This is a genomic window from Stenotrophomonas maltophilia group sp. vghtpe118, from assembly GCF_052605195.1.
The window spans coordinates 695,297-715,074 of record NZ_CP199672.1 but is presented as its reverse complement, the minus strand read 5'-3'; the positions used below and the strand labels follow the sequence as shown (position 1 = coordinate 715,074).

Below are 19,778 nucleotides of genomic sequence, written 5' to 3'. Positions count from 1 at the left end.
TCAGCGCCCCTTGGGATTGAGATACAGCCGCGCGCCATCCGGTTCACGGTACCCCGTCCAGCGTCCGCCGCCCGACGCGCGGAAGCGCCCGAATACGGTGTTGCTGGTGTCAGTCAGCAGCAGCTGGTTGCCCGACAGCACCCAGCGGTTGGCCGAGAAGAAGCCGTCCGGGCAGCCGGCAGGCACAGAGGCACTGTAGCCGCCGAACCACTCGATGTTCTTCAGCTCGATGGTGCAGGTGCTGCCGTTCTCCTGGCCCAGTGTCCAGCTGCGGAACAGATCGCCTTCGCGCACGCCGCGGCCGCCGCGCTGGCGGTCGTGGTCCCAGTCATCGTTGTTGTCGTGGAAGCCGAAGTCCACGTCCAGCCCCTTGCTTTCACTGCGCGACTCGGACTACGAGCTGCCGCTGGTGGTGGTCTGCGTGGTCACCGCTCCACTGCTCTGGGTCTGGGTACTGCTGGATTGCGTGGTCTGCTCGGTACGGGTGGCCTGTTCACCGAAGCCGAACGACGCGTCCTGGGCAAGGGCGGGCAGGGTCAGGAAGCACGGGACGGACAGGCAGGCACGGGCAGGAACGGCGGCCATCGCACGATCCTCGGAAGGGTGGATCGCGCGAGTACCGAACCGGTGGGGCGGGAGGCGGTGTGAGGGCGCGCCCTGAGGCAAGCCAGCCAAGAACAGGTGCTGTCCGCTGAAGGGTCGTGCCGGCCGCTGGCCGGCTCCCCTTTGACGCCCAGAGACCGAAGGGATGCCGGCCATCGGCCGGCATGACCCGCAGCCAGGCATGGCCTGGCGCTACTGATCCGGCTTCACCCTTGCCACCCGTTTCCGGTACTCATACACGTTGTCACCGCGGATACGCTTGTCCTCGGTGCCGGTGACCCGGCCGACCTGCTGGTCCGAGCCGGTGACCGGCTTGGCCTCGATCTCGGTCTCGTGCTCGAAGGAGTGCGATTTGTCGGTGTTGCGGTAATAGCGGTACAGCGCCCAGTACAGCGCGGTTGCGCCGGCCGGACCTGCCGCCAACAGCCAGAGGCCACTGTCGTCGCTCATGTCGATGCCACCAGGAAGGCAATTGCGAGGGCTTCAATGACGGTGCCGGTGGCCAGGGCCGCCAGCAGCATCTTCCATTGCTGCACGGGCACACTGCCCATGGTTTCGCCGGTACGGCCGTTCACCGCGATGTAGTGCAACATGCCGCCGTTCTTTCCGGGCTGGTGATACGAGTACAACCACACCGGCAGGTACATCGACACCCAGCGCGTTCCATGCACCTCCAGCTGTTCCTGTTCCCAACGCACGCCACGGTTGTAGCGCCTCACCGACCCTTCCACCTGCGCGCGGGCGATCGACAGCAGCTGGTCTTCCAGCCGCGGCCGCAGCTTTTCCACATCCAGGTTGCGCTTCTCAGAGGTGAAGCCAGCCAGGTATGAGGCGTTCCATTTCACCGCGTTCTTGGTGTCGAACGGCAGGATGGTGTTGATGATGTTGTTGGTGTTGGCGCGGGTATCCAGATTGCCGCGCTCGGCCGAGGATTCCAGGGGCAGGTCATCAACCGTGAAATCCACCTGGCGTTCGACCTGGTAGACATCGGCGTCGTACAGGGTGCGCTTGTTCTTCTCGGTGCCGACCGTGTATTGCCGGGTCTGGATCTCGCCCTTGCCGGCCACGGCCGCGCTGACGTTGCTGTCCACGATCATGTAGGGCAGGAACACGCCCACCACGTTTTCCGGGGTGAACTGCTCCTTGAACGCTTTCAGCGCGAACATGCGGCGCTTGTCGACGAACTGGCGGATGCGCGCGACCGCATCGTCCTTCTTGATGTGGAAGGGCAGCACCGCATCGGGCACCGCACCATTGCTGATCTGTTCGTTGACGCCGAATACATGGCGGCACCAGTGGCAGCGCGCCGTCATCGTGCTTTCGGTATTGACCGTGACTTCAGCGCCGCAGCCCGTGCACTTGAACGTCATCAACGCCGAGGTGTCGGCGTCGATGTCACGCGCGCCGGAGGCGATGACCGTGCCACGCAACTGGTCGATGGCCTCGCCCAGCCCGAATTCCTCCTCGACCCGCGCGCCATGCCATTCGTGACGGCAGTACAGGCAGATGAGGATATCGGTGCCGGCCTTGGGCCGGATGTCGGTGGCGCCGCACTTCGGGCAGCGGTTGAGGCCGTCCTTCAGCTCGCTGGCCGAGGTATCAATGGCCACAGGATCGGGCGCTTCCACTTCATCGCGGATGGCCTGTGGCAGTTTCGAGGTGTCCAGCGGGAAGCTGCCGGGCAGGGGAGGGACGTCCTGCGGCGAACCGGGCCCATCCAACGACGCCGCCGGCAAGGGCGGCGGCGTCGCGGGCACGGATCCGGGCAGCGGCGGTGGGCCGTTTCTGGGATCGGACATGTGGGTTGTGCGTCCTGCTGTTACAGGCCCAGCGCCTTGGCTTTCAGGGCGTCATAGTCGCCCTGGGTGATCAGGCCCAGGTCCAGCATTTCCTTGGCCTTCTTCAGCTTGGCCACCGGATCGTCGGCAGCCGGTGTGACCGGCTGCTGCATGCCGCCGACACCGAACATGCCCGAGGCCATGCCGACACCGACCAGGCCGGCCGCACCGCCGTTCTCGCCGGCCGACTGGATGCCCTGGGCGACGCTCGCCTGCAGGTTGGAATTGCCGCGCGAGCCGGACAGCGCATCGGCGCGCTGCACGGTCTTCAGCAGTTCGCGGGTGTTGGCGTCGTACTCGATCGAGACAATGGCGGTCTTGACGATGGCCAGGCCGCGATCCGACTTCCACTGGTAGCCCTGCTCGACGGCGGCCGACAGGCTCTGTGCAAAGCCCAGCGAGTCCTGCTGCAGCCTGGTGATGCGGTTGCCCTTGCCCGGATCGTTCGTGTACAGGCTGAAGGCCGGCGCCAGCGAACCGACCACTTCATTGAACAGCTGGCTGGCGGCGGCGTTGTCCAGGTCGGTGAAGTCGAACACCTGGCCCGGCTGCAGGTAGCTGGCCGGCACGAAGTTCTTCACGAACAGGATCGGGTCGACGATCTTCAGCGTGTACGAGCCGCGCGTGACCGCGCCCACCTGGGTATTGAGGAAGCCGTCGTCCCAGTAGATTTCCGACTGGGTCCCGAAGCGGTTGTCCGGCAGCTCCTTCAGCGAGACGAAATAAGCCGCCTGCTGCGAACCGGGCTGGCCGCCGAACTTGAAGCGTTCCCAGCTCTGCTTGATGAAGGTGCTGACCAGACCGTCGCCGGCGAAGATCGATTGCGAGTTCAGGTCGTCCGAACGCCACTCGTAGCCGCCCGGTTCGGCGACGAACGCGGTGATCGCGCCGTCCTGGAACAGCAGCAGGCCGTAGCCCTCCGGCACGACGATCTTCGAGCCGTTGGTGATGATGTTGGACGAGCCGCTGGTGTTGGAGCCGCGGCCGGCGTTGGTGCCGCGCGGCACCGCCGCGAACAGGGCCGCCGTCGAGGGCAGGCCCGTGGGCACGGTGTAGAAGTCCTTCCACTGGTCGGCCAGCACACCACCGACCGCACCCTTCACCGCCTGTACCAGACCCATGTCCAACTCCCTGTGATTCGAGGGCAGGCACCATGCCTGCCGAGCTGGGCTGAATATAGCAGCGGGCAGGGACCGCTGTGGTGCCGGAAGATGAATCCAGGCCCTGCCGGGGCGCAGGGCCGTGCCTGGCGCTGTCGCTACAACATGTACGGGATCTTGAAGGCGAGCGTGAAGTCCTGTGCATCCGGGGTCAGCCCGATGCCGAGCAGGGTCACCAGCGTGGTGTGCTGGTTGAGCGCGTAGGTCACGCCCAGATTCAGTGATGCCGCGTTGGCGTCGCTGCCGATCACTTTCATCCACTTCCCGCCTTGGAAACGGGTGGAAGCGCGGGCGCTGATGCGGTCGCTGAAGGACAGGCTGAGGCTGGTGCGCTCGTTGAACGCAAAGGCCACGCCAGCGCCGAAGTAGACCGCGCCGCCGAGCTTCACGTCTCCCGGGTTGACCGTGTCGGGGTTGCTGTCGATATCACTGAAGCCACGCGGGAACGAATGCACATAGCCGACGTTGGCGAACAGGATCGCCGGATCGGCGGTCTTGACCATCGACAGGCCCACATTGGCCTGCCACACGCCATTGCCGGTGGGCTGTTCCCTGGGTACGGCGAAGCGGATGTAGTCGTCGTCGTCGCGCTCGATCACCTTCCAGTCCAGACCGTAGGGTGCGCGCCCGGTAGGGGCGGTGACTCCGGCGGTGAGCACCGTTTCCGGGCGCCAGCCGCGTTCGCCGAACAAGCGGTAGTTCGCACTCAAACCGATATCGCCCAGCCCGTTGCCATTGGTTTCTTCCTGCGCGATCGCGGCCGCCGCACCGCCCGCGCCGCCCTTCTGGTAGACGGTGCGCCGCGCCAGGTAAGGCACGTCCAGGTTGAGCGTCAGGTTCGGGCTGACACCCCAACGTGCGGCCAGGTTGTAGGTGAGCGAATCGGATTCAACGTTCTCGATGGCGATGTTGCCGAGGAAGATCGCGTCCAGCGCCAGGAAACCATTGAGGGTGAGCTGCTTGCGGTCGTAGCGGGCGTAGGTGAGGCTGTTCTCGACGGTGAAGCGGCGCGAGAACAGCGCCGACTGCTGTTGTTTCACATCATCCACGCTGCGCCGCGATTCCTGCTTCGCCTGCTGTGCCTCGGCCGCCGTGCTGGCGTAGCCCTCGCTACCCTGCGACGTCTGTAGCGTCGAGCCATGCTCGACTGCTGCGCCCGTTGCCGCCGCCGTTGCCGGCCCGGTGGGCCCCGTGCGTCCACTCAATCGCGCCTGCATGGCCTGCACCTGCATGTCCAGTTCGCGCAGCCGCCGCACTTCCTGTGCGTAGTTGGATTTGAGCTGCTCCAGCTGGTTGGCAAGTGCCTGCACGTCGCCGCCATCGTCCGCCGCTGGCGGTGCGGCAAAGGCGGTGCCCGCCAGCGCCGCCAGCGCCAACGGGGTGATCCTCATCAAGGTGTGCATGTTCGTGTCCTGCGTTGTGGATCCCCCAACGCCGTGCCGTGGTGCTATCGGCCCGGCCCCATGCCGCGGTTCATCGCAATCGCCTGGGCCACGTTCTGGCTCAACGGCAGGTTGCCGCCCGCGGTATCCCGCACCAGTTCCAGCCGCAGCTGGTTGCTGGCGATCTGGCCGTCACCGGCCAGGGCGATGCCCTGGCCGACGCTGCCGTTACGTATCCATTGCTGGACCATGCCCTGGCCCTCCACCTGCAGCTGCAGGCGTGCCTGGTTGCCGTCCAGCACTGCGGAGGCCGAGACGCCTGCACCCTGCGCACTGAGCGAATGGGCACCGTCATCCGAAAGGCCCGGCACCGTGCCGTTGCGCACCACCAGCGTGGTCGCATTGCGGGCAACGTTGCCATCGCCGGCCACCTGCACGCTCTGCACCAGGCCATTGGCGTTGGCCAGGCCGGTGCTGTCGATATGGCGGCCCTGCGTGTCCGGCAGCGGCGCATCTGCGGCAGTCACGTGCACGCTGGGCTGGAAGCTCAGTTTCGGGCTGCCGCCGCCGCGGAAGTCCATGCCCAGAGTCAACGCACCCTGCAATACGTTTCCGTTGCCGGCCTGCCACTGCGAGACCATCGTCACCCCGAACCACGCGACGGTATTGCCGCCCACGGTGTAGCGGCCGCGCATCAGGTTCAGTTCGGGATCCGGAATTTCCTTCAGGCCGCGTCCCGGCGCAGCATCCGCCGCCTGCAGGGGCAGGGCGGGGCTCGCCAGCAGCAGGAGCATCAACAGACGGTGGCGGAACATGGCGGAACCTCCTTCAGAACAGGTCGGCGTGGCTGAAGCCGAAATCGACCAGTTCGGCATCGGTGATCGGCCCCTGTCGCGCGTAGAGCGCGCGGGCACTGGGCCGTTCGCTGGGTTGCAGCAGGACTGTGTTGCGATCGAAATCACTCCCGATCACCACGAATACGGCACGCGATGGCCACGCAGCGAGGAATTCAGGCAGCGCCAGGCTGCGGTTGCCAAGGATGGGATCAGCCACCTCGACCACACCGCCGCGCACCTGCTTGAGCACCACGAAGTGGCGGAAGCCGCGCACGTCCATCAGCACAAGACCCGGAACCCGAAGCGTGCGCAGGCGGGCCTCATCGATGCGATAGCCGCGCCCGCGCATGCCCAGCGACTCCACGTAGCGCTTGATGTCGAGCAGCGAGAAGCCACGCTCGGCCACCAGCGCCGGGTCGGACACCCCCATCATCCCTTCGATGACCGTCGCCTCGTCGGTGTCCAGGTGGTAGGCATGGCGCAGGACGGTCGCCAGTGCGGCCGCTCCGCAGCTGTAATCGGTGTGCTGGCGTACCACGTTGCGGTAGCGCCGTTCCTGCATGCTCTCCACCTTCTGCTGCAGCAGCGCGCCATTGGGCAGTACGCCGGCGAAGCCGACGTCGCCCGCCCGCGCGGACGCGCCGCCCAGCAACAGCAGGCAGGCCAGCAGGCGTATCGAGAGACGGTGGCCGAACATCGCATTCTCCGGCAGCAAGGGGGAGCTCCTGTCCCAAGGGGGAGGAGGAACAGGAGCTCCCGGGAACCCGGCCATTGGCGGACGGCCGGGGTGTTGCGCTTACTCGCCGCTGCCACCACCGCCGCCGGTGCTGGGCTGGGCGACTGCCAGGGCCAGGCTGTTGGCCTGCAGGTTGCCGGTGCCCGCGGCCACGTTCACGCCGATGTTGCCCGAGGCGCCGGAGAAGGCGCGGCCCGACAAGGCCGAGGTGTTGGTCGCGTTGACGTTCACCCAGCGCGTGGTGCTGACCGTGCCGCTGAGGCTGGCATACAGGTCGGCCACGCCCAGTTCGACGAACTGGCTGGTGCCACTCTCACGCGTATCGAAGCCCAGGCCGCCCACCCCCGGCCGGTTGGGGTTCATCGTGGCGTTCTGGATCTGGTTGTCCAGATCGATATGGCCGGTGCTGTTGCCACCCGGGTGCGGCAGCTCGCCACTCCAGGTATCCAGGTAGTAGTTGGCCATCTGGTAGGCGTTGCCGGTGCCGCGGTAGGTGCCCGCGCCATAGGCCAGGGTCAGGCCGCTGACGCCGCCACGCATGCCGACCTGCACGGTATCGGTGTAGGACTGTACGAAGCCGGCGTTGCTGACCGTGTTGCCGGTGGAGACCTGGTTGGAGCTGATGCTCGACTGCGCCACCGCGGTGGTCGCGACCGACGCCGCCAGCGCGTTCTTCTGCTCGTTGTTGTTGCCCGAAGCAATGTTGACGCCGATGTTGCCTGACGCACCGCCGAAGGCATTGCCACCGAGACCTGCGGCATTGGTGACGCCGGAGTTCATGGTCGCGTTGCCGAAGCCGGCCTGGTTGACGAACACCTCGGCGTCGGCCATGCCGAAGCTGAAGGACGCGTCGGCGGCGGACAATGACGCGGCATTGTCCTGGGCGTTGTTGTCGCCCGATACCACGTTGAAGCCGAGGTTGCCGGAGGCACCTGCGCCCACGCTGTCACCGATGGAGGCACTGTTGGTGACCAGGCTGTTGCTGGTGGCGTTGTTGCTGATCGACTGGCGGTTGTCGATCACGGCGATGGCCGCCGAGTCGAGGTCGATGTCGCCGGTGATGTTCGGGTCGCCGGAGAAATTGATGTCGGTGCTCAGTCGCAGGTCCTTCTCCAGGTTCACGTCGACGCCGTGGTTGTTCTTTTCCTTGCGTTCGTCGGCCTGGATGGTGCTGTGCTTCTGCACATTGACGTTGACGGTGCGGTTGCGCACGTCGTTGTCGGTGTGGTTGTGCGTCTCGTTGCGGGTTTCGCTGACGGTGTGGGTGTGGTTGATGTTCGCGTTGGCGTTCTGGTTGTCCCAGCCATTGGCCGCAGCGGCGGTCGAGGCAGTGGCAATCGCCATGGCGAGCATGGTCCGTTTGACGGTCGCTTTCATGGTGCCCTCTCTCTCATCAGGTGGTGCATCGGTTGGGTGGTTGTCACGGGCGGTCCTGCACGACCAGGCCCAGCACATTGGCCGTGTCATTGCCGCTGCCCGCGATCTGATTGAGTTGCAGGACCCCGTCGAATCCCCGCAGCGCGGTGCTGGTGACACCGGCGCTGCGGGTGCCCGTCGCGACGCCGCGACCGGCGTAGTCCCGCCCCCCTGCCAACGCGGAACCCTCGGCGGCCAAGGCCGTATCGTCGGTTTCGCGTATGCCCTGTCGGGCCAGCGTCGCGCTGACGACGTTGAGCGTCGTGTTGGCGATGCCGCTGGCCTGGTTGATGGATGCGATGCCGCTGGCACCGGCCAGCGCCTTGCCATCGATGACGGCAGTGGCGTGCAGCGGTGCACCCAGCACGCGGTTGCCACCGCGCAGTTGTCGGTTGCCGATCGAGACGTCGGCATGTTCGCCCGTGGCGATGCCGCGCAGGTTGGCCTGCAGATTGAGGTCGCCGGCCGCCTGGTTGACCGCGATGGCGCCGTTCGCGCCGGCCAGTGCATGGCCGTCGATGCGGGCAACGTCGAGGTAGGCGAGCATGCCGCTATAGTCATCGGCCTGCGCGATCAACGGCGTGGCAGGCAGGATCAGCAGCAGCCAGTGCGCCCGCCTCACTTGCCACCTGCCGGGGCCATGCCCTGCAGCGGGAACTGGCCGAGCGCGCCGCGCACGGTCTCGCTGATGCCGCGGGTATTGTTGCCGACCGCGCCGAGCGGCCCGCTCATGGCGCCACCGAGACTGCTGCCGACCATGCCGTCACCGTTGCGGCCGAGCGTACCGCCCAATGCCTGCTGCGTCACACGTTCGACCGTGGTGCCTGCGGGTGCGGTGGCCGTGGCGGCCTGACCTGCTCCCATGCCTGCGTAGTCCTCATCGCTCAGCTCGTCCATCCCGTTTGCCGGGGCACCCGCACCGAGGGCCGCCGCGATCTCGCGCTGGGGTTTCGGGTCGGCGATCAGCGCCATGCCGGGCGGCGCCATGCGATAGGCCGGGCGTGCGGACACATCACGCAACAGGACGATTTCGCCCGGTTGAGCCTTCACGCCCTGGCGCGCACCGGAGGCAGAGGCGCTCGCGCCAACCGACAGCAGGGCCACAGCCAGCGTTGCCAGCAGGCCGCGAATGGGGGTGATGCCGTCCATGCCGATCTCCCGTGGTGGGTGCGGCGGAAGCACGCATCAACCGTGCCAACCCTGCAAGGCTTGGCTGCCTTGGCGTCAGGCGCTGGCAGGCGCAGGGGGCTGCTGCCGCGCCGTTACAGCGGCGTCGGAAAAATGTTGGGATCGCGCTGTACCACGCGCCGCAGGGCAAGGCGGGCGCCCGACTGTCACACGGGTGTTACAGGTGCCGTCGCGGACTGTAACGATGCCGCTTCAGCCGGTGGTCTCTTGACGTGGCGCTCATTGCGCCGCCGTTTAGCGCAGCGCTAGGATCCGCCCATCAAAGGCCGCTGCGGTGGCCGTAGAGGGTCCCGGCGGAGGGCGGCACGCCGGCGATTGCCTGACAGTCCGCCGACGGTGTCCGGATGCTGGGGGAAGCATGGCGGCGGTCCCGGAGGCTTCTACATCACGTTGCGTGCTCTGGTTCGGCGAGCCGCTGGCGAACGAGCGCAGCGCGCTGGCGGCCGCAGGCTGGTACGTGCGCCGCATCCATCCCGACCCGGCGATGGCGATCGGGCTGCGCGGGCGTGATCGGCTGGTCGCTGTGCTGGATCTTCGCCATCTGGATACGTCCGCGCTGCAGTTGCTGGCGCCATGGATCGAACAGCACGTGCATCTGCCCTGGATTGCGGTGCTGCCACCCGGCGCGGGGCCCACGCCTGCAGCGTGGCTGCCCTTGCTGCAGCGCTGCATCTCGCGGTTCACGCTGCCTTTCGGCCTGCAGGACCTGGTGGCTGCGATGCGCCAGCAGTTCGACGCGGATGATCCTTCTGCCAGCGAGGTATGCGCCGGCCAGGGGCCGCGCACACTGATCGGCGAGAGTCCTGCGTTGCATGCGGTGCGCAGCGTGCTGCACAAGTTCGCGCCGGTCGAACTGCCGGTGCTGGTCACCGGCGAAACCGGCACTGGCAAGGAGCTGGCGGCTCACGCTCTGCATGCGTTGTCCGGCCGTGCGGGCAAGCCGTTCATCGCGGTCAACTGCGGTGCCATTCCGGCCAGCCTGGTGCAGTCGGAGCTGTTCGGCCACGAGCGCGGCTCGTTCACCGGCGCCGACAAGCGCCAGATAGGCGTATTCGAAGCCGCACACGGCGGCACCGTGTTCCTCGACGAGGTGGGCGACCTGCCGGCGGAGGCGCAGACCAGCCTGCTGCGCGTGCTGCAGGAAGGCACCTTCGAGCGTGTCGGCAGCAGCCAGCCGCTGCGTGTGGATGTGCGGGTACTCGCCGCCACCCACGTGGAGCTGGAACACGCGGTGGCGCAGGGTCGGTTCCGCAGTGATCTCTACTATCGGCTCAATGTGCTGCGCCTGCTGATGCCGCCCTTGCGCGAGCGTGGCGCCGATGTGCAACTGCTGGCCGAGCACTTCCTGCGCTGCTTCCGCCTGCGCCACAGCGTGCGTGCACGTGGCTTTGCGCCCGCTGCGCTGCAGGCGATGCGGCGCTTCGGTTGGCCCGGCAACGTGCGTGAACTGCTCAACCGGGTGCAGCGGGCGGCGATCATGGCCGAAGGCGAGCTGATCAGCGAGCGTGACCTTGAACTGGGTGGGGCCGAGCATGCGCCGCCGGGCGCGATGCTGCAGGATGCCCGCGGCCAGGCCGAGCGCGATGTGCTGCTGCAGACCCTGCGCCAGACCGGCTACAACGTCTCCGAGTGCGCACGGCAGATGCAGATCTCGCGGGTGACCGTGTACCGGCTGTGCCGCAAGCATCGTCTGGAACTGCCGGCGCAGCGTTGAGTGCGGATCATGGTTCGCCCGAACGGTAGCGGATGCGGTACAGGTCCAACCCCGCACCGTCTGCGCGCCGCGCCGAATAGGTCAAAGTGTCAGGTTGCGAGCCATCCAGCATCGCACCGTAGCTGTCGCCGGAGGCTTCGTTCACCGGGGAGGGCAATGCATGGCCCGCGTCATAACGGCCTCCACGCTCGTAGGCAATGAACTGGCGGACCGGTGCAGTGGCGAAGTCCAGGGCGCGGGCAAACACCACCGTTTGGCCGTTGCCGAGGAACGTGGCATCGAACTCCTGTGCGGCGGTATTGATGCCCCCCGCCAGCGGCCGCGCCAGCTGCGCCACGCCGCCGATCATCGTGGCGCTGTAGAGGTCATGGCCGCCGGCACCGCCCGCGCGATCGCTGGAGAACAACAGCGTACGACCGTCCGGCGAGAGCATCGGCGCGAACTCGTCGGCCGCGCTGTTCACCGCGGGGCCCAGATTCTCCGGTTCGCCGAATCGACCGTCACGTCCAATGCTGACCCGGTACAGATCGTCGCCGCCCTGGCCGCCTGCTCGATCCGAACAGAAATACACCGTGCGGCCATCGGCAGAAAAGGCGGGATCGAAGTCTCGTCCCGGCGTGTTGAACGAGACCGGCGTCGCCGGCCGCCAGCGCTGCCCATCGTGGCGGGAGACCCAGATGTCATACCCGCCCGGACCACCGGGACGGTTGCGGCTGAACCACAGCGCGGTGTTTCCGTCCGGGCTCAGGGTCAGTCGAATCTCGTCGTACTGCGTGGATGCAACGCCCGGCGCAAAGCGTTCAGCGGAGCCGACGATCTGCAGCACGCTTGAGGGAGTCGCGGGGGGCGACGCAGCAACCAGCAGCATCACGGCCAGCCGCGCTTTCATGCCTGCCGCTCGAAGTCGCTGACCCAGTTGGTTTCCCAGCTGCGCCCGCCATCGGTCGATGCCGCCTGTTCCCAGCGCGCCGAGCGCGGGGTGATGCGTGACCAGATCACCCGCGTCTGGATTGATCGACCGTCGTGCTGGTCCTCGCCGAAGAAGCGGCCGACACCGGCCTCGAAACCACCGCGCAGCGGCGCACCGATCCGGGTCGGCTCCCGACCATCCAGCCACCAGCTAAGCCAGTGCTGCTCAGCCGCACTCCAGGCGCGGATACCCATGCCGCGCAGCGGTGTTCCCGGCACGTCCATCAGGTTGTCGCCTACGTTGCCGAATCCTCCCAGTACCGGCCAGTTGTGCAGCGTGCCGTTGAACGCGTCCCACGCATCACTGCCTGCCAGCCGAGCGCGCAGGCGACGATGGCGCACGTTCCAATGGCCCACCAGGAAATCAAAATCGCGCGGTGCATCCGGCAGCTTCGGAAGCGGTGAGGGGACCGCCGCAGTGCGGCGGAACCAGTTGCGCCAGTTCACTTCCCAGTGCGCGCCGGCATCGTCGGAGAACGCCTGCTCCCACCACGGCTCCTCGCCATGGATGTCATGCCAGCGGAACCAGACGTCGATGGGGCGTTCCTTGAAGTGGTCACGACCACGGAAGCTGCCGCCATCGCCTTCGAAGGCGCCGCGCACGGGCGCTTCGATATGGGCAGGGTTGCGCCCATCGATCCACCAGATCGACCACGTGGAAGACACTGGATCAAAAGCACGCACGCCCAGGCCTCTGTACGGGCCCGAAGGCAGCGCCATGACGTTGTCATCGATGGTGCCGAGCCCGCCCAGGGTGAGCCAGACCGCGCTGGCGCCGGTGAAGGCTTCCCAGCGGGTGTCGCCCACCAGGCGCTCCTTCAGGCGTTGGTGCCGGACCTGCCAGTTGCCCTGCAACCATTTCCAGTCGTCGCTGTGGCTGGACAGGGGCCGCCCCGAGGGTGGGGCGCTTGAGGCTGCCACTGCGGCCAAGGTGGCCAGGAACTGCCGTCGATCCATGTGCGTGACCCCTTGCCGGAAGTGCCTCCATCGTTGCGGATGCGAGGGGGATTGACCACGCAGATATCCGGGCTCAGGCTAAGCCACACTTATGGTGACCCAACGCCAGCTTCCATCGCTTGCCGCCATCCGCGCCTTCGAAGCGGCGGCGCGGCTGGGCAGTTTTGCCCGTGCCGCCGAGGAGCTCGACACCAGCGCGGCATCGGTGAGTTACCACGTGCGCCGGCTGGAGGCCCAGACCGGCACCTGCCTGTTCCTGCGCCACGCACAGCATGTGGAACTGACGGCAGCGGGTGCCAGCGTCGCGCGGGAGGCCACCCGGGCCTTCGACGCGCTTCGTGCCAGTTTCATGCGCGCCGCAGACATGGATGCGGCGCGACTGCGCCTGTCCGTGCTACCCACGCTGGGCACCAGCTGGTTGACACCGCGGCTGGGCAGTTTCCGCGGCCGCCATCGGAGCATCGTGCTGGAACTGGACCTGTCGGCAGAGCCGCAGGACCTGGCCGCCGGGCATTTTGATGCTGCCATCCGCAATGGGCATGGCGAGTGGCCCGGGCTGCAGGCCACGCCCCTGTTCCCCAGCATTTTCACCCCGTTGTGCGCGCCAGCGCTGCTGCCGGCGGCTGACGGGCTCGGGCGCCGGGCCTTGGAGGTTCCGCTGCTCGGCAGGCCCGACTGGTGGGCACTGTGGTTTTCCGCACATGGCGCGGTTCCGCCGCCGGCCGAGGAGAGCCTGGTCAGCCCCTTTGCGGTAGAGCATCTGGACGTCGGCGCGGCCATTGCCGGGCAGGGCATCGCCATTGCTTCGCCAATCCTGTTCCAGGCCGAACTGGACAGCGGGCGCCTGGTGCAGGCACATCCCGGTGTGGCCAGCGACGGGCGTGGTTTCTGGTTCGTGGCACCGACGGCGCGCAGCCGGAGCGCGAAGGTCATTGCATTCGGTGACTGGCTGGGCGAGCAGGCCGCGCAGGCCAGGCATGCGGCGCGACATCATCTGGCGCGCACGGTGGCGGCATGAACCAGAGCCCTGAACTGCTGCGACGCCTGCTGCGTGCCAAGGACCGGATGGACCATGCCAGCCACGAGGACTGGCCGGTGGCCCGCCTGGCCGAAGTGAGTGCCGTATCCGCAGCGCATTTCGCGCGTTCGTTCAAGCAGGCCTTCGGGCTGCCACCGCATCGCTACCTGCTGAGCCGACGGATTGAACGGGCCGTGGCGATGTTGCGTGACACCGATCTGCCGGTCACCGAGATCGCCGCGCAGACCGGCTGGAGCAGCCTGGGCACCTTCGGCCGCATCTTCCGTGACATCACCGGCGACAGCCCGGGCAACGTGCGCGAGTGTGAGCGGGCCGGCCAGGCGACGCCGGCCTGCGTGCCGGAGTGCCACGCACGTGCCGCGCAGCGACCGGACCTGAACATGGCAGTTTTGGAGAAGCGCCGGCGCGCGGCGGTTGCTAACGTGGATCCCACGTGAGGGAGGTCCCATGACAAACACTGTGAACACGGTCGGCCTCTATGTGCGCGACCAGGATGAAGCGCTCGCGTTCTACGTCGGCATGCTCGGTTTCGAAGTGCACACCGATGTGCGCAATGGCAGCTACCGTTGGCTGACGGTACGCAGCCCCGGCCAGGACGGATTCCAGCTGGGGCTGTTCGTTCCGGGCCCGCCCACACACGACGCGGCCACCGCGCAGGCACTGCAGCAGCTGGTGGCGAAAGGCGCAATGCCTCCGCTGGTGCTGGCCGTCGATGACTGCCGGGCACGCTATACGCAATGGCTGGCACGGGGCGTCGAGTTCACCCAGGAGCCGGTCGAACGCTATGGCGCCATCGATGCCGGATTCCGTGACCCGTCCGGCAATGGCTGGAAGATGATCGAAGCCCGATCCGAAGCGAGGCGCCGTCAATGAGCCGGGGTGGCTGGGCGCGGCCCGTGCATCGCTGGACTTCGATCGTCTTCACCCTGGCGGTGATCGCCAATTTCGCAGCTCGCGGGCTGGGGCAGGGCGAGCCGGCAGCGTGGATCACCTATTCGCCGCTGCCGCCATTGTTCCTGCAGCTGTTCACTGGCCTGTACCTGTTCGTGCTGCATTACACCGGGAAACGCCGCAGCGCCACGCTGGGCGCTGCAGGCTGAGGCCGCCTCAGGCTGCAGCGTCGGCGGCGTAGGCCGCCAGCAATGCCGGCAGCTGGTCCATGCGCTGGAAGATCACCTTCGCACCCGCAGCGCGCAGGGCCTCCGGCGTGCTGTGGTGCGGGCCGCCCTCGCTGAAGCCAAACACGGTTGCACCCGCCGCGACGCCGGCGGTCGCGCCGGTCACGGTGTCTTCAATGACCGCGCAGCGCTTCGGATCCACACCCAGCGCGGCAGCGGCCGCCAGGTAGACGTCCGGGTGCGGCTTGGTGTTCGGCATGTCCTGGCCGCTGTAGACGTGGTCGCCGAAGGCATCGAGGATGCCGACCTTGCCCAGCTGCAGTTTCACCTTGATCAGGTCGGCACCGGACGCGCAGGCAATGCGGCCACCGGTCGCTGCGGCGATCGCACGCACGGCCTCGGGCGCCCCCCGGATCGGCTCCAGATCCCGTTCCAGCGCCCGGTTGCGCTGCTGGCGGAACTCCTCCAGCCATTCCTCGGTGAACGGCTTGCCGGTGCGCTCTGCGATCAGCCCGGCCAGATGGGCCACGGATTGGCCCAGGAAGACCTCGCCGGCCTGCGCCGGGGTCAGCGGCCAGCCGCGTGCGGTCAGCATTTCCGAGAGCACGCGGGCGACCAGCGGCTCGGAATCGACCAGTACGCCGTCGCAGTCGAACAGCACGGCATCGAAGGGGAGACGGGACATCAACTACTCCGGGAACAGCCAAAGGGGCGAGGCGCCCGCCATTTTCCCATAGCGGGACGGGCAGGGCACGCTGGCCACAGGAACGCTAGACTGCCGGGCCACCCCACCCAGCGCTTGCACGGGAATACCCCTTGAACCGAGTGCGATCCCGGGCCCGGCACCATCGCCTCATCAGTGCCGGCATCGCCGGCGCGGTGACGCTGGCCGGCAGCTGCCTGCTCCCCGTCCTGCTTGTCGTTGCCACCGTCGCAGGCGCCGCAGTGCAGTTCCTGGTTGCCAGAGTGCTGGCGTCACGATGGCTGCGCGTACAGGCATCGTGATTCCTCTGCCCGCCGATCAGCCCAGGTCACACCCTGCAGGCTGTGGCCAGGTGCTGGCCGGCAGCATGTTCTTCAGCGAGGTCGGTGCGTTGATCGCCACATAGCTGGCGCCCAGCAGCTCCTCCAGATCGGCAATCGTCACCAGATAGTTGTCCAGGCTGCCCAGGTTGGCCTCGTTGGGAATGATCCAGCTGATCGCCTTGGCGGTTCCGGTGTTCGGGTCACGGGTGATGATCGTCTTCCAGAAGAACTCCGGGGTCGGGATGCCATGGCTGGCCAGGAAGTAATCGTTGGCGGCGTCGCCGTAGACCACACCACCGTAGACGTCCACCGGTGCGATGTCGCGGTAGCACTCGGCCACGTTTTCGGCCTTCACCCAGATGCCCTGGTTGAAGCTGGATACCTGCGGCACGATGTTGGTCATGTAGTTGGCGCGGCGGATGTAGGTCGCGTCGTAGTCCATGTGGTTGGACGTGACCAGGTGGCCACGGTCGTAGCCGGATCTGATGCTGGCGTAGGACGCGGTGCTGGTCTGGCCCAGGCAACCGGCCGGCAGGTCCGGGTCCTTGTAGAAGCTGGACGGCCGTGCGGCCGAACCGGTATCGGCAGTAAGCGTGTACTCGTAGCGGGTGGCGCTGTGGATGCTGCAGTCGTAGGTCAGCACGAAGCCGCCCTTGTTGAGGGTGACCACCTGGGCCTGTGCAGCACCGGCAAAAGCACTGAGTACGAAAGCAAAGACAAAGCTTGCAAGGCGCATTTCGATTCTCCAGCAGAAGATTCAGGGCGCAGCCGCCCGTCACGACCTGGCCGGGGCGAGGTCATGCGGAGATGCTGCGGAGACGGATGCTGCGGATTGCGGTGGAGCCTGGCCGCGTTGTTGGGCCATCAGCCCTGCGGTGTCATAAGCGTCACAAGCTGGCGCCTTGTGGTCAATGACGAAAGGGCGAAGCTGTGATCATGCGCAAGCACTGGTGATATGTCAGATCACGCGGCGCGTGGATGACACGCGCGCGTGCTAGGCGCCCGGCAGGCCTGCCAGCTGCGCCCCTGGGCCTGCGGCGGCGGGCGCTACAGGAATGTTTCCTGTTCTTCGTCCGGCGCCAGGCATGCGGCCTTGCTTTGCTCGGTCGAGTGCGCAATGGCCGCCTCGTCGAAACCGGCGCGGCTCAACCACAAACGATTCCAGCGGACCAGTGCGTCGCCGTCGCGTGCCAGGCAGGCATAGCGGACGATCGATTCCAGGTTGTCGATGGTCGGGTACTGCTGGGCGATTTCGTCCAGCCCCTGGCGCATCAGCGGCCAATCGGGCTTCGCTGCGCGGAAGTGATCGGGCGAATATTCGGTGGCCGACCAGTACAGCCGTGCGTAGCGCATGGCCCGCTTCTTCTTCGGTGCACTGGCCATCGAGTGCCGCGCGAAGGCTTCCATCTTCTGCGCGCTGCCACCCCAGGCCGGCGTGAAGTACTCCATGGCAATGAGGTGCAGTGGTTCGTAGTCGGGGAAGGCCTTCGCTGCGCGATCAACGAGCGCCAGCATTTCGTCGTCATCCGCGCTTTCGCGCAGCGCGATCAGCACGTTCATCTCGTGCCAGAACGGGTCGCCGCCGGCAACATCCTCATGCGATTGCAGGTAGGCCCGCGAAACCGCGTTGTACTCATGGAACTGTGCCCAGTCGTCGGCGTTGACGGTGTTGGCGTAACCGTTGCCGCGGTAGCTCCAGGCCAGGTTGAGTGGAATCCGTGCGGTGATCAGGTGGGCCGCCGCAGACTTCGGCGCGTGCTGAACCCAGCGCGCCGCCCATGCAGACCAGTCGTTCCAGGCTTGAACCTCCTGCCGCGACGTGCCGATTGCACGCGACATGCAGATGTAGAAACGGCCGAGCCGGGATTGGCCGGCGGCGTTGAGCTCGCCCTTGCGGAAACGCGCGGCCATCGCATCAAGTGCCGCAAAGTCGTCGTTGGCCATCAGCCGCGCAATCTCCGCGCAGTCGTTGGCCGGTTCGGGGGCATCTTCCGCCAACACTGAAGGGGCGAACAGACAGGCGACGCTGGAGAGCGTGCCTGCGACGAGCATCCTGTGCATCGGGGGCGTCCTTGCTTTGATGGGAGACTGCGGAGGGCCCGCAGTGCCTTGAAGCATAGCAAGGCGCGCTTTGCGGCATGTTGCGTCGCAAGGTGCCAGCCACCATTCGCACTGGTACGGTCCGATCCGTTGCACCACCACCGACGGGGAGAGACAACGATGCGCAAGGTTCTGCTGCTGTTGATCCTGCTGACCGGGCTGGCGCCCACGGCCCTGGCGGCCACGGTCAAGACCACCCATCGCACCATCCCCAGCTGGGATGGCACGCCCCTCGGGGCCTTCGTCATCGAACCCCAGGATGCCGGCAGTGGCCGCTATCCGCTGCTGGTGATGCCCAGCAGCTGGGCAGTGCCCAGCGTGGAGTACGTGGGCGCGGCACAGTCGCTGGCGCAGCGCGGCTATGTGGTCATCAGCTACAGCTCGCGCGGCTTCTGGGAGTCCGGCGGCAGCATCGACATCGCCGGGCCCGCCACGGTCGAAGATGTCAGTGCCCTGATCGACTGGGCGCTGGCCAACACCCGGGCCGATCCGGCCAGGATCGGTGTCTCTGGCATCTCCTACGGGGCCGGCACCAGCCTGCTGGCGGCGGCACGCGATCCGCGCATCAAGGCCGTTGCCGCGCTGAGCGGCTGGGCCGACCTGCAGGCGTCGCTCTACAGCCATGACACGCCCAGCGCACAGGGCATCGCCCTGCTGGTGGCAGCCGGCCTGGCCACTGGCCGCCCCGGAGCGGAGCTGGCCACCATCAACGGCAATGTGCTGGTCGGCAACTACCAGGGGGCGGTGGACTCGCTGCTGCCGGTAGCGGCACAGCGCAGCCCGGCCAGCAGCCTTGATGAGATCAATGCCAACCAACCCGCGGTATTCCTCGCCAACGCCTTCAACGACAGCCTGTTCCCGCCGGGCCAGCTGGTCGACTTCTTTACCCGCCTGAAGGGACCCAAGCAGTTGCAGCTGCGCCATGGCGACCACGCCCTCAACGAAGCCTTCGGTGCGCTCGGCATTCCCAATGAAGTCTATGCCGCGGTGGGCGACTGGTTCGACCACTACCTCAAGGGCGTGGCCAATGGCATCGACCGCCAGCCGGCGGTGCAGTTGAAGTCGCAGAAGGGCAGCTGGAGCCGTTATCCGGACTGGCAGGCCACCTCTACCGGCGCCGTAAGCTACGGGCTGACCGCGCCGACCGGGTTTCTGCTGCCCACCGGAGGGCTGGCCGAGAGCGGTGGCGGCACCGGTTGGAACTACCGGATCGGCAGCGGCCTGCTGACCGCCGCCAACTCCGGCGTGGTGATGGCGTCCGGCGCGCTGCAGATGTTCAACCTGCCGCCCGGCGCCTATGTGCCGTTCGTTGACCGCAACGCCGCAGGCGTCTGGCAAGGCCCGATCTACTGGAGTGCACGCCGCCTGGATGGCGCACCGGAAGTGCGGTTGACGGTGACGCCCACGCGCGCCGACACCACGCTGTATGCCTACCTCTATGCCGAGGATATGCTGGGCAACGGCCAGCTGATCAGCCACAAGCCGTACACCCTGCGCGGTGCCACGCCCGGCCAGCCGAGAACCATCGATCTTCGCCTGGAAGCCAGCAGCTGGAACCTCCCGACCGGCAGCCGGCTGACCCTGGTGGTCGATACCGTGGACCTGCGCTATGCGGGCATCAGCCAGCTGGGCGGTGCGGTGACCTTCAGCTCGCCAGCCAACGCGCCTTCGGTGCTGAAGGTGCCTTTGCATTGAT

At 67.0% G+C, this 19,778-nt stretch carries 22 protein-coding genes; 6 read left to right on the top strand and 16 right to left on the bottom strand.

The window, feature by feature from the left end; translation table 11 throughout:
- The 11 genes from ACUDTM_RS03415 to ACUDTM_RS03365 form a co-directional block, all read right to left on the bottom strand.
- Positions 1–360, bottom strand: coding sequence for an AprI/Inh family metalloprotease inhibitor (locus tag ACUDTM_RS03415; RefSeq protein WP_227836745.1), 360 nt, complete (start codon positions 358–360; stop codon positions 1–3).
- A 33-nt stretch (positions 361–393) separates the two neighbouring features.
- A complete protein-coding gene (locus tag ACUDTM_RS03410; protein ID WP_227836744.1) occupies positions 394–585 on the bottom strand; it encodes a hypothetical protein in 192 nt (63 codons plus the stop codon).
- Positions 586–795: 210 nt separating this feature from the next.
- Entirely contained in the window at positions 796–1,053 is a 258-nt protein-coding gene (locus ACUDTM_RS03405) for a hypothetical protein (RefSeq protein WP_053496535.1), read from the bottom strand.
- On the bottom strand, positions 1,050–2,402 hold the full coding sequence (locus tag ACUDTM_RS03400; RefSeq protein ID WP_111007759.1) for a TFIIB-type zinc ribbon-containing protein: 1,353 nt from the start codon (positions 2,400–2,402) through the stop codon (positions 1,050–1,052). The genes ACUDTM_RS03405 and ACUDTM_RS03400 overlap by 4 nt, the downstream gene beginning before the upstream one ends.
- 20 nt (positions 2,403–2,422) lie before the next feature.
- Positions 2,423–3,562, bottom strand: coding sequence for an SPFH domain-containing protein (locus ACUDTM_RS03395; protein WP_072167115.1), 1,140 nt, complete (start codon positions 3,560–3,562; stop codon positions 2,423–2,425).
- Positions 3,563–3,699: 137 nt separating this feature from the next.
- Entirely contained in the window at positions 3,700–5,004 is a 1,305-nt protein-coding gene (locus ACUDTM_RS03390; RefSeq protein ID WP_445391152.1) for a transporter, read from the bottom strand.
- Between the two features lie 44 nt (positions 5,005–5,048).
- Positions 5,049–5,798 carry a hypothetical protein gene (locus ACUDTM_RS03385; protein ID WP_445391151.1) on the bottom strand — a complete coding sequence of 250 codons (750 nt, stop codon included), beginning with the start codon at positions 5,796–5,798 and terminating at the stop codon, positions 5,049–5,051.
- Between the two features lie 13 nt (positions 5,799–5,811).
- Positions 5,812–6,516, bottom strand: a complete 705-nt coding sequence (locus tag ACUDTM_RS03380) for a C39 family peptidase (protein ID WP_072167149.1) — start codon at positions 6,514–6,516, stop codon at positions 5,812–5,814.
- A 99-nt stretch (positions 6,517–6,615) separates the two neighbouring features.
- Positions 6,616–7,932, bottom strand: a complete 1,317-nt coding sequence (locus ACUDTM_RS03375) for an adhesin (protein WP_445391150.1) — start codon at positions 7,930–7,932, stop codon at positions 6,616–6,618.
- A 43-nt stretch (positions 7,933–7,975) separates the two neighbouring features.
- A complete protein-coding gene (locus ACUDTM_RS03370; protein ID WP_151354756.1) occupies positions 7,976–8,593 on the bottom strand; it encodes a hypothetical protein in 618 nt (205 codons plus the stop codon).
- Positions 8,590–9,120, bottom strand: a complete 531-nt coding sequence (locus tag ACUDTM_RS03365) for a hypothetical protein (RefSeq protein ID WP_445391149.1) — start codon at positions 9,118–9,120, stop codon at positions 8,590–8,592. The genes ACUDTM_RS03370 and ACUDTM_RS03365 overlap by 4 nt, the downstream gene beginning before the upstream one ends.
- Positions 9,121–9,517: 397 nt before the next feature.
- Between ACUDTM_RS03365 and ACUDTM_RS03360 the strand changes: the two genes are divergently transcribed.
- Positions 9,518–10,873 (top strand): sigma-54 interaction domain-containing protein, encoded by a 1,356-nt coding sequence (locus ACUDTM_RS03360; RefSeq protein WP_111200987.1) that lies wholly within the window; start codon positions 9,518–9,520, stop codon positions 10,871–10,873.
- A gap of 7 nt (positions 10,874–10,880) precedes the next feature.
- On the opposite strand, the gene ACUDTM_RS03355 is transcribed toward ACUDTM_RS03360, so the two are convergent.
- A complete protein-coding gene (locus ACUDTM_RS03355; RefSeq protein ID WP_065177771.1) occupies positions 10,881–11,762 on the bottom strand; it encodes a TolB family protein in 882 nt (293 codons plus the stop codon).
- Positions 11,759–12,799, bottom strand: coding sequence for a hypothetical protein (locus ACUDTM_RS03350; protein WP_445391148.1), 1,041 nt, complete (start codon positions 12,797–12,799; stop codon positions 11,759–11,761). The genes ACUDTM_RS03355 and ACUDTM_RS03350 overlap by 4 nt, the downstream gene beginning before the upstream one ends.
- Before the next feature lie 91 nt (positions 12,800–12,890).
- Here ACUDTM_RS03350 and ACUDTM_RS03345 point away from each other — a divergent pair, with 91 nt between their 5' ends.
- From ACUDTM_RS03345 to ACUDTM_RS03330, 4 genes are read left to right on the top strand one after another with little or no spacing between them, the layout of a single operon-like run.
- Positions 12,891–13,817 (top strand): LysR substrate-binding domain-containing protein, encoded by a 927-nt coding sequence (locus ACUDTM_RS03345; protein WP_111200989.1) that lies wholly within the window; start codon positions 12,891–12,893, stop codon positions 13,815–13,817.
- A complete protein-coding gene (locus tag ACUDTM_RS03340; RefSeq protein WP_445391147.1) occupies positions 13,814–14,275 on the top strand; it encodes a helix-turn-helix transcriptional regulator in 462 nt (153 codons plus the stop codon). Before ACUDTM_RS03345 ends, ACUDTM_RS03340 begins: the two co-directional genes overlap by 4 nt.
- Positions 14,276–14,285: 10 nt before the next feature.
- Positions 14,286–14,711: a VOC family protein gene (locus ACUDTM_RS03335; RefSeq protein ID WP_005416636.1), complete on the top strand. Its 426-nt coding sequence runs from the start codon at positions 14,286–14,288 to the stop codon at positions 14,709–14,711.
- Positions 14,708–14,938, top strand: coding sequence for a hypothetical protein (locus ACUDTM_RS03330; protein ID WP_061478310.1), 231 nt, complete (start codon positions 14,708–14,710; stop codon positions 14,936–14,938). The genes ACUDTM_RS03335 and ACUDTM_RS03330 overlap by 4 nt, the downstream gene beginning before the upstream one ends.
- Positions 14,939–14,945: 7 nt before the next feature.
- Here ACUDTM_RS03330 and ACUDTM_RS03325 read toward each other — a convergent pair whose 3' ends face one another.
- The 3 genes from ACUDTM_RS03325 to ACUDTM_RS03315 all read right to left on the bottom strand — a co-directional run bounded on the left by ACUDTM_RS03325 (position 14,946) and on the right by ACUDTM_RS03315 (position 18,178).
- Positions 14,946–15,641 carry an HAD family hydrolase gene (locus ACUDTM_RS03325; RefSeq protein WP_072167105.1) on the bottom strand — a complete coding sequence of 232 codons (696 nt, stop codon included), beginning with the start codon at positions 15,639–15,641 and terminating at the stop codon, positions 14,946–14,948.
- 336 nt (positions 15,642–15,977) lie between these two features.
- Positions 15,978–16,718, bottom strand: a complete 741-nt coding sequence (locus ACUDTM_RS03320; protein ID WP_072167103.1) for a DNA/RNA non-specific endonuclease — start codon at positions 16,716–16,718, stop codon at positions 15,978–15,980.
- A 311-nt stretch (positions 16,719–17,029) separates the two neighbouring features.
- Complete coding sequence (locus ACUDTM_RS03315) at positions 17,030–18,178, bottom strand: hypothetical protein (protein ID WP_445391146.1); 1,149 nt, start codon at positions 18,176–18,178, stop codon at positions 17,030–17,032.
- A gap of 24 nt (positions 18,179–18,202) precedes the next feature.
- Here ACUDTM_RS03315 and ACUDTM_RS03310 point away from each other — a divergent pair, with 24 nt between their 5' ends.
- Positions 18,203–19,777, top strand: a complete 1,575-nt coding sequence (locus ACUDTM_RS03310; protein ID WP_445391145.1) for a S15 peptidase family protein — start codon at positions 18,203–18,205, stop codon at positions 19,775–19,777.
- The last annotated feature ends 1 nt before the right edge of the window (position 19,778 follow it).

What these genes read in the sequence shown, in the direction of transcription:
- ACUDTM_RS03330 (WP_061478310.1), top strand. Translation starts at nt 14,708, where the DNA reads ATGAGCCGGGGTGGCTGGGCGCGGCCCGTGCATCGCTGGACTTCGATC.
- ACUDTM_RS03350 (WP_445391148.1), bottom strand. Translation starts at nt 12,799, where the DNA reads ATGGATCGACGGCAGTTCCTGGCCACCTTGGCCGCAGTGGCAGCCTCA.
- ACUDTM_RS03355 (WP_065177771.1), bottom strand. Translation starts at nt 11,762, where the DNA reads ATGAAAGCGCGGCTGGCCGTGATGCTGCTGGTTGCTGCGTCGCCCCCC.
- ACUDTM_RS03405 (WP_053496535.1), bottom strand. Translation starts at nt 1,053, where the DNA reads ATGAGCGACGACAGTGGCCTCTGGCTGTTGGCGGCAGGTCCGGCCGGC.
- ACUDTM_RS03360 (WP_111200987.1), top strand. Translation starts at nt 9,518, where the DNA reads ATGGCGGCGGTCCCGGAGGCTTCTACATCACGTTGCGTGCTCTGGTTC.
- ACUDTM_RS03385 (WP_445391151.1), bottom strand. Translation starts at nt 5,798, where the DNA reads ATGTTCCGCCACCGTCTGTTGATGCTCCTGCTGCTGGCGAGCCCCGCC.
- ACUDTM_RS03375 (WP_445391150.1), bottom strand. Translation starts at nt 7,932, where the DNA reads ATGAAAGCGACCGTCAAACGGACCATGCTCGCCATGGCGATTGCCACT.
- ACUDTM_RS03410 (WP_227836744.1), bottom strand. Translation starts at nt 585, where the DNA reads ATGGCCGCCGTTCCTGCCCGTGCCTGCCTGTCCGTCCCGTGCTTCCTG.
- ACUDTM_RS03335 (WP_005416636.1), top strand. Translation starts at nt 14,286, where the DNA reads ATGACAAACACTGTGAACACGGTCGGCCTCTATGTGCGCGACCAGGAT.
- ACUDTM_RS03380 (WP_072167149.1), bottom strand. Translation starts at nt 6,516, where the DNA reads ATGTTCGGCCACCGTCTCTCGATACGCCTGCTGGCCTGCCTGCTGTTG.
- ACUDTM_RS03345 (WP_111200989.1), top strand. Translation starts at nt 12,891, where the DNA reads ATGGTGACCCAACGCCAGCTTCCATCGCTTGCCGCCATCCGCGCCTTC.
- ACUDTM_RS03395 (WP_072167115.1), bottom strand. Translation starts at nt 3,562, where the DNA reads ATGGGTCTGGTACAGGCGGTGAAGGGTGCGGTCGGTGGTGTGCTGGCC.
- ACUDTM_RS03390 (WP_445391152.1), bottom strand. Translation starts at nt 5,004, where the DNA reads ATGCACACCTTGATGAGGATCACCCCGTTGGCGCTGGCGGCGCTGGCG.
- ACUDTM_RS03320 (WP_072167103.1), bottom strand. Translation starts at nt 16,718, where the DNA reads ATGCGCCTTGCAAGCTTTGTCTTTGCTTTCGTACTCAGTGCTTTTGCC.
- ACUDTM_RS03325 (WP_072167105.1), bottom strand. Translation starts at nt 15,641, where the DNA reads ATGTCCCGTCTCCCCTTCGATGCCGTGCTGTTCGACTGCGACGGCGTA.
- ACUDTM_RS03310 (WP_445391145.1), top strand. Translation starts at nt 18,203, where the DNA reads ATGCGCAAGGTTCTGCTGCTGTTGATCCTGCTGACCGGGCTGGCGCCC.
- ACUDTM_RS03340 (WP_445391147.1), top strand. Translation starts at nt 13,814, where the DNA reads ATGAACCAGAGCCCTGAACTGCTGCGACGCCTGCTGCGTGCCAAGGAC.
- ACUDTM_RS03365 (WP_445391149.1), bottom strand. Translation starts at nt 9,120, where the DNA reads ATGGACGGCATCACCCCCATTCGCGGCCTGCTGGCAACGCTGGCTGTG.
- ACUDTM_RS03400 (WP_111007759.1), bottom strand. Translation starts at nt 2,402, where the DNA reads ATGTCCGATCCCAGAAACGGCCCACCGCCGCTGCCCGGATCCGTGCCC.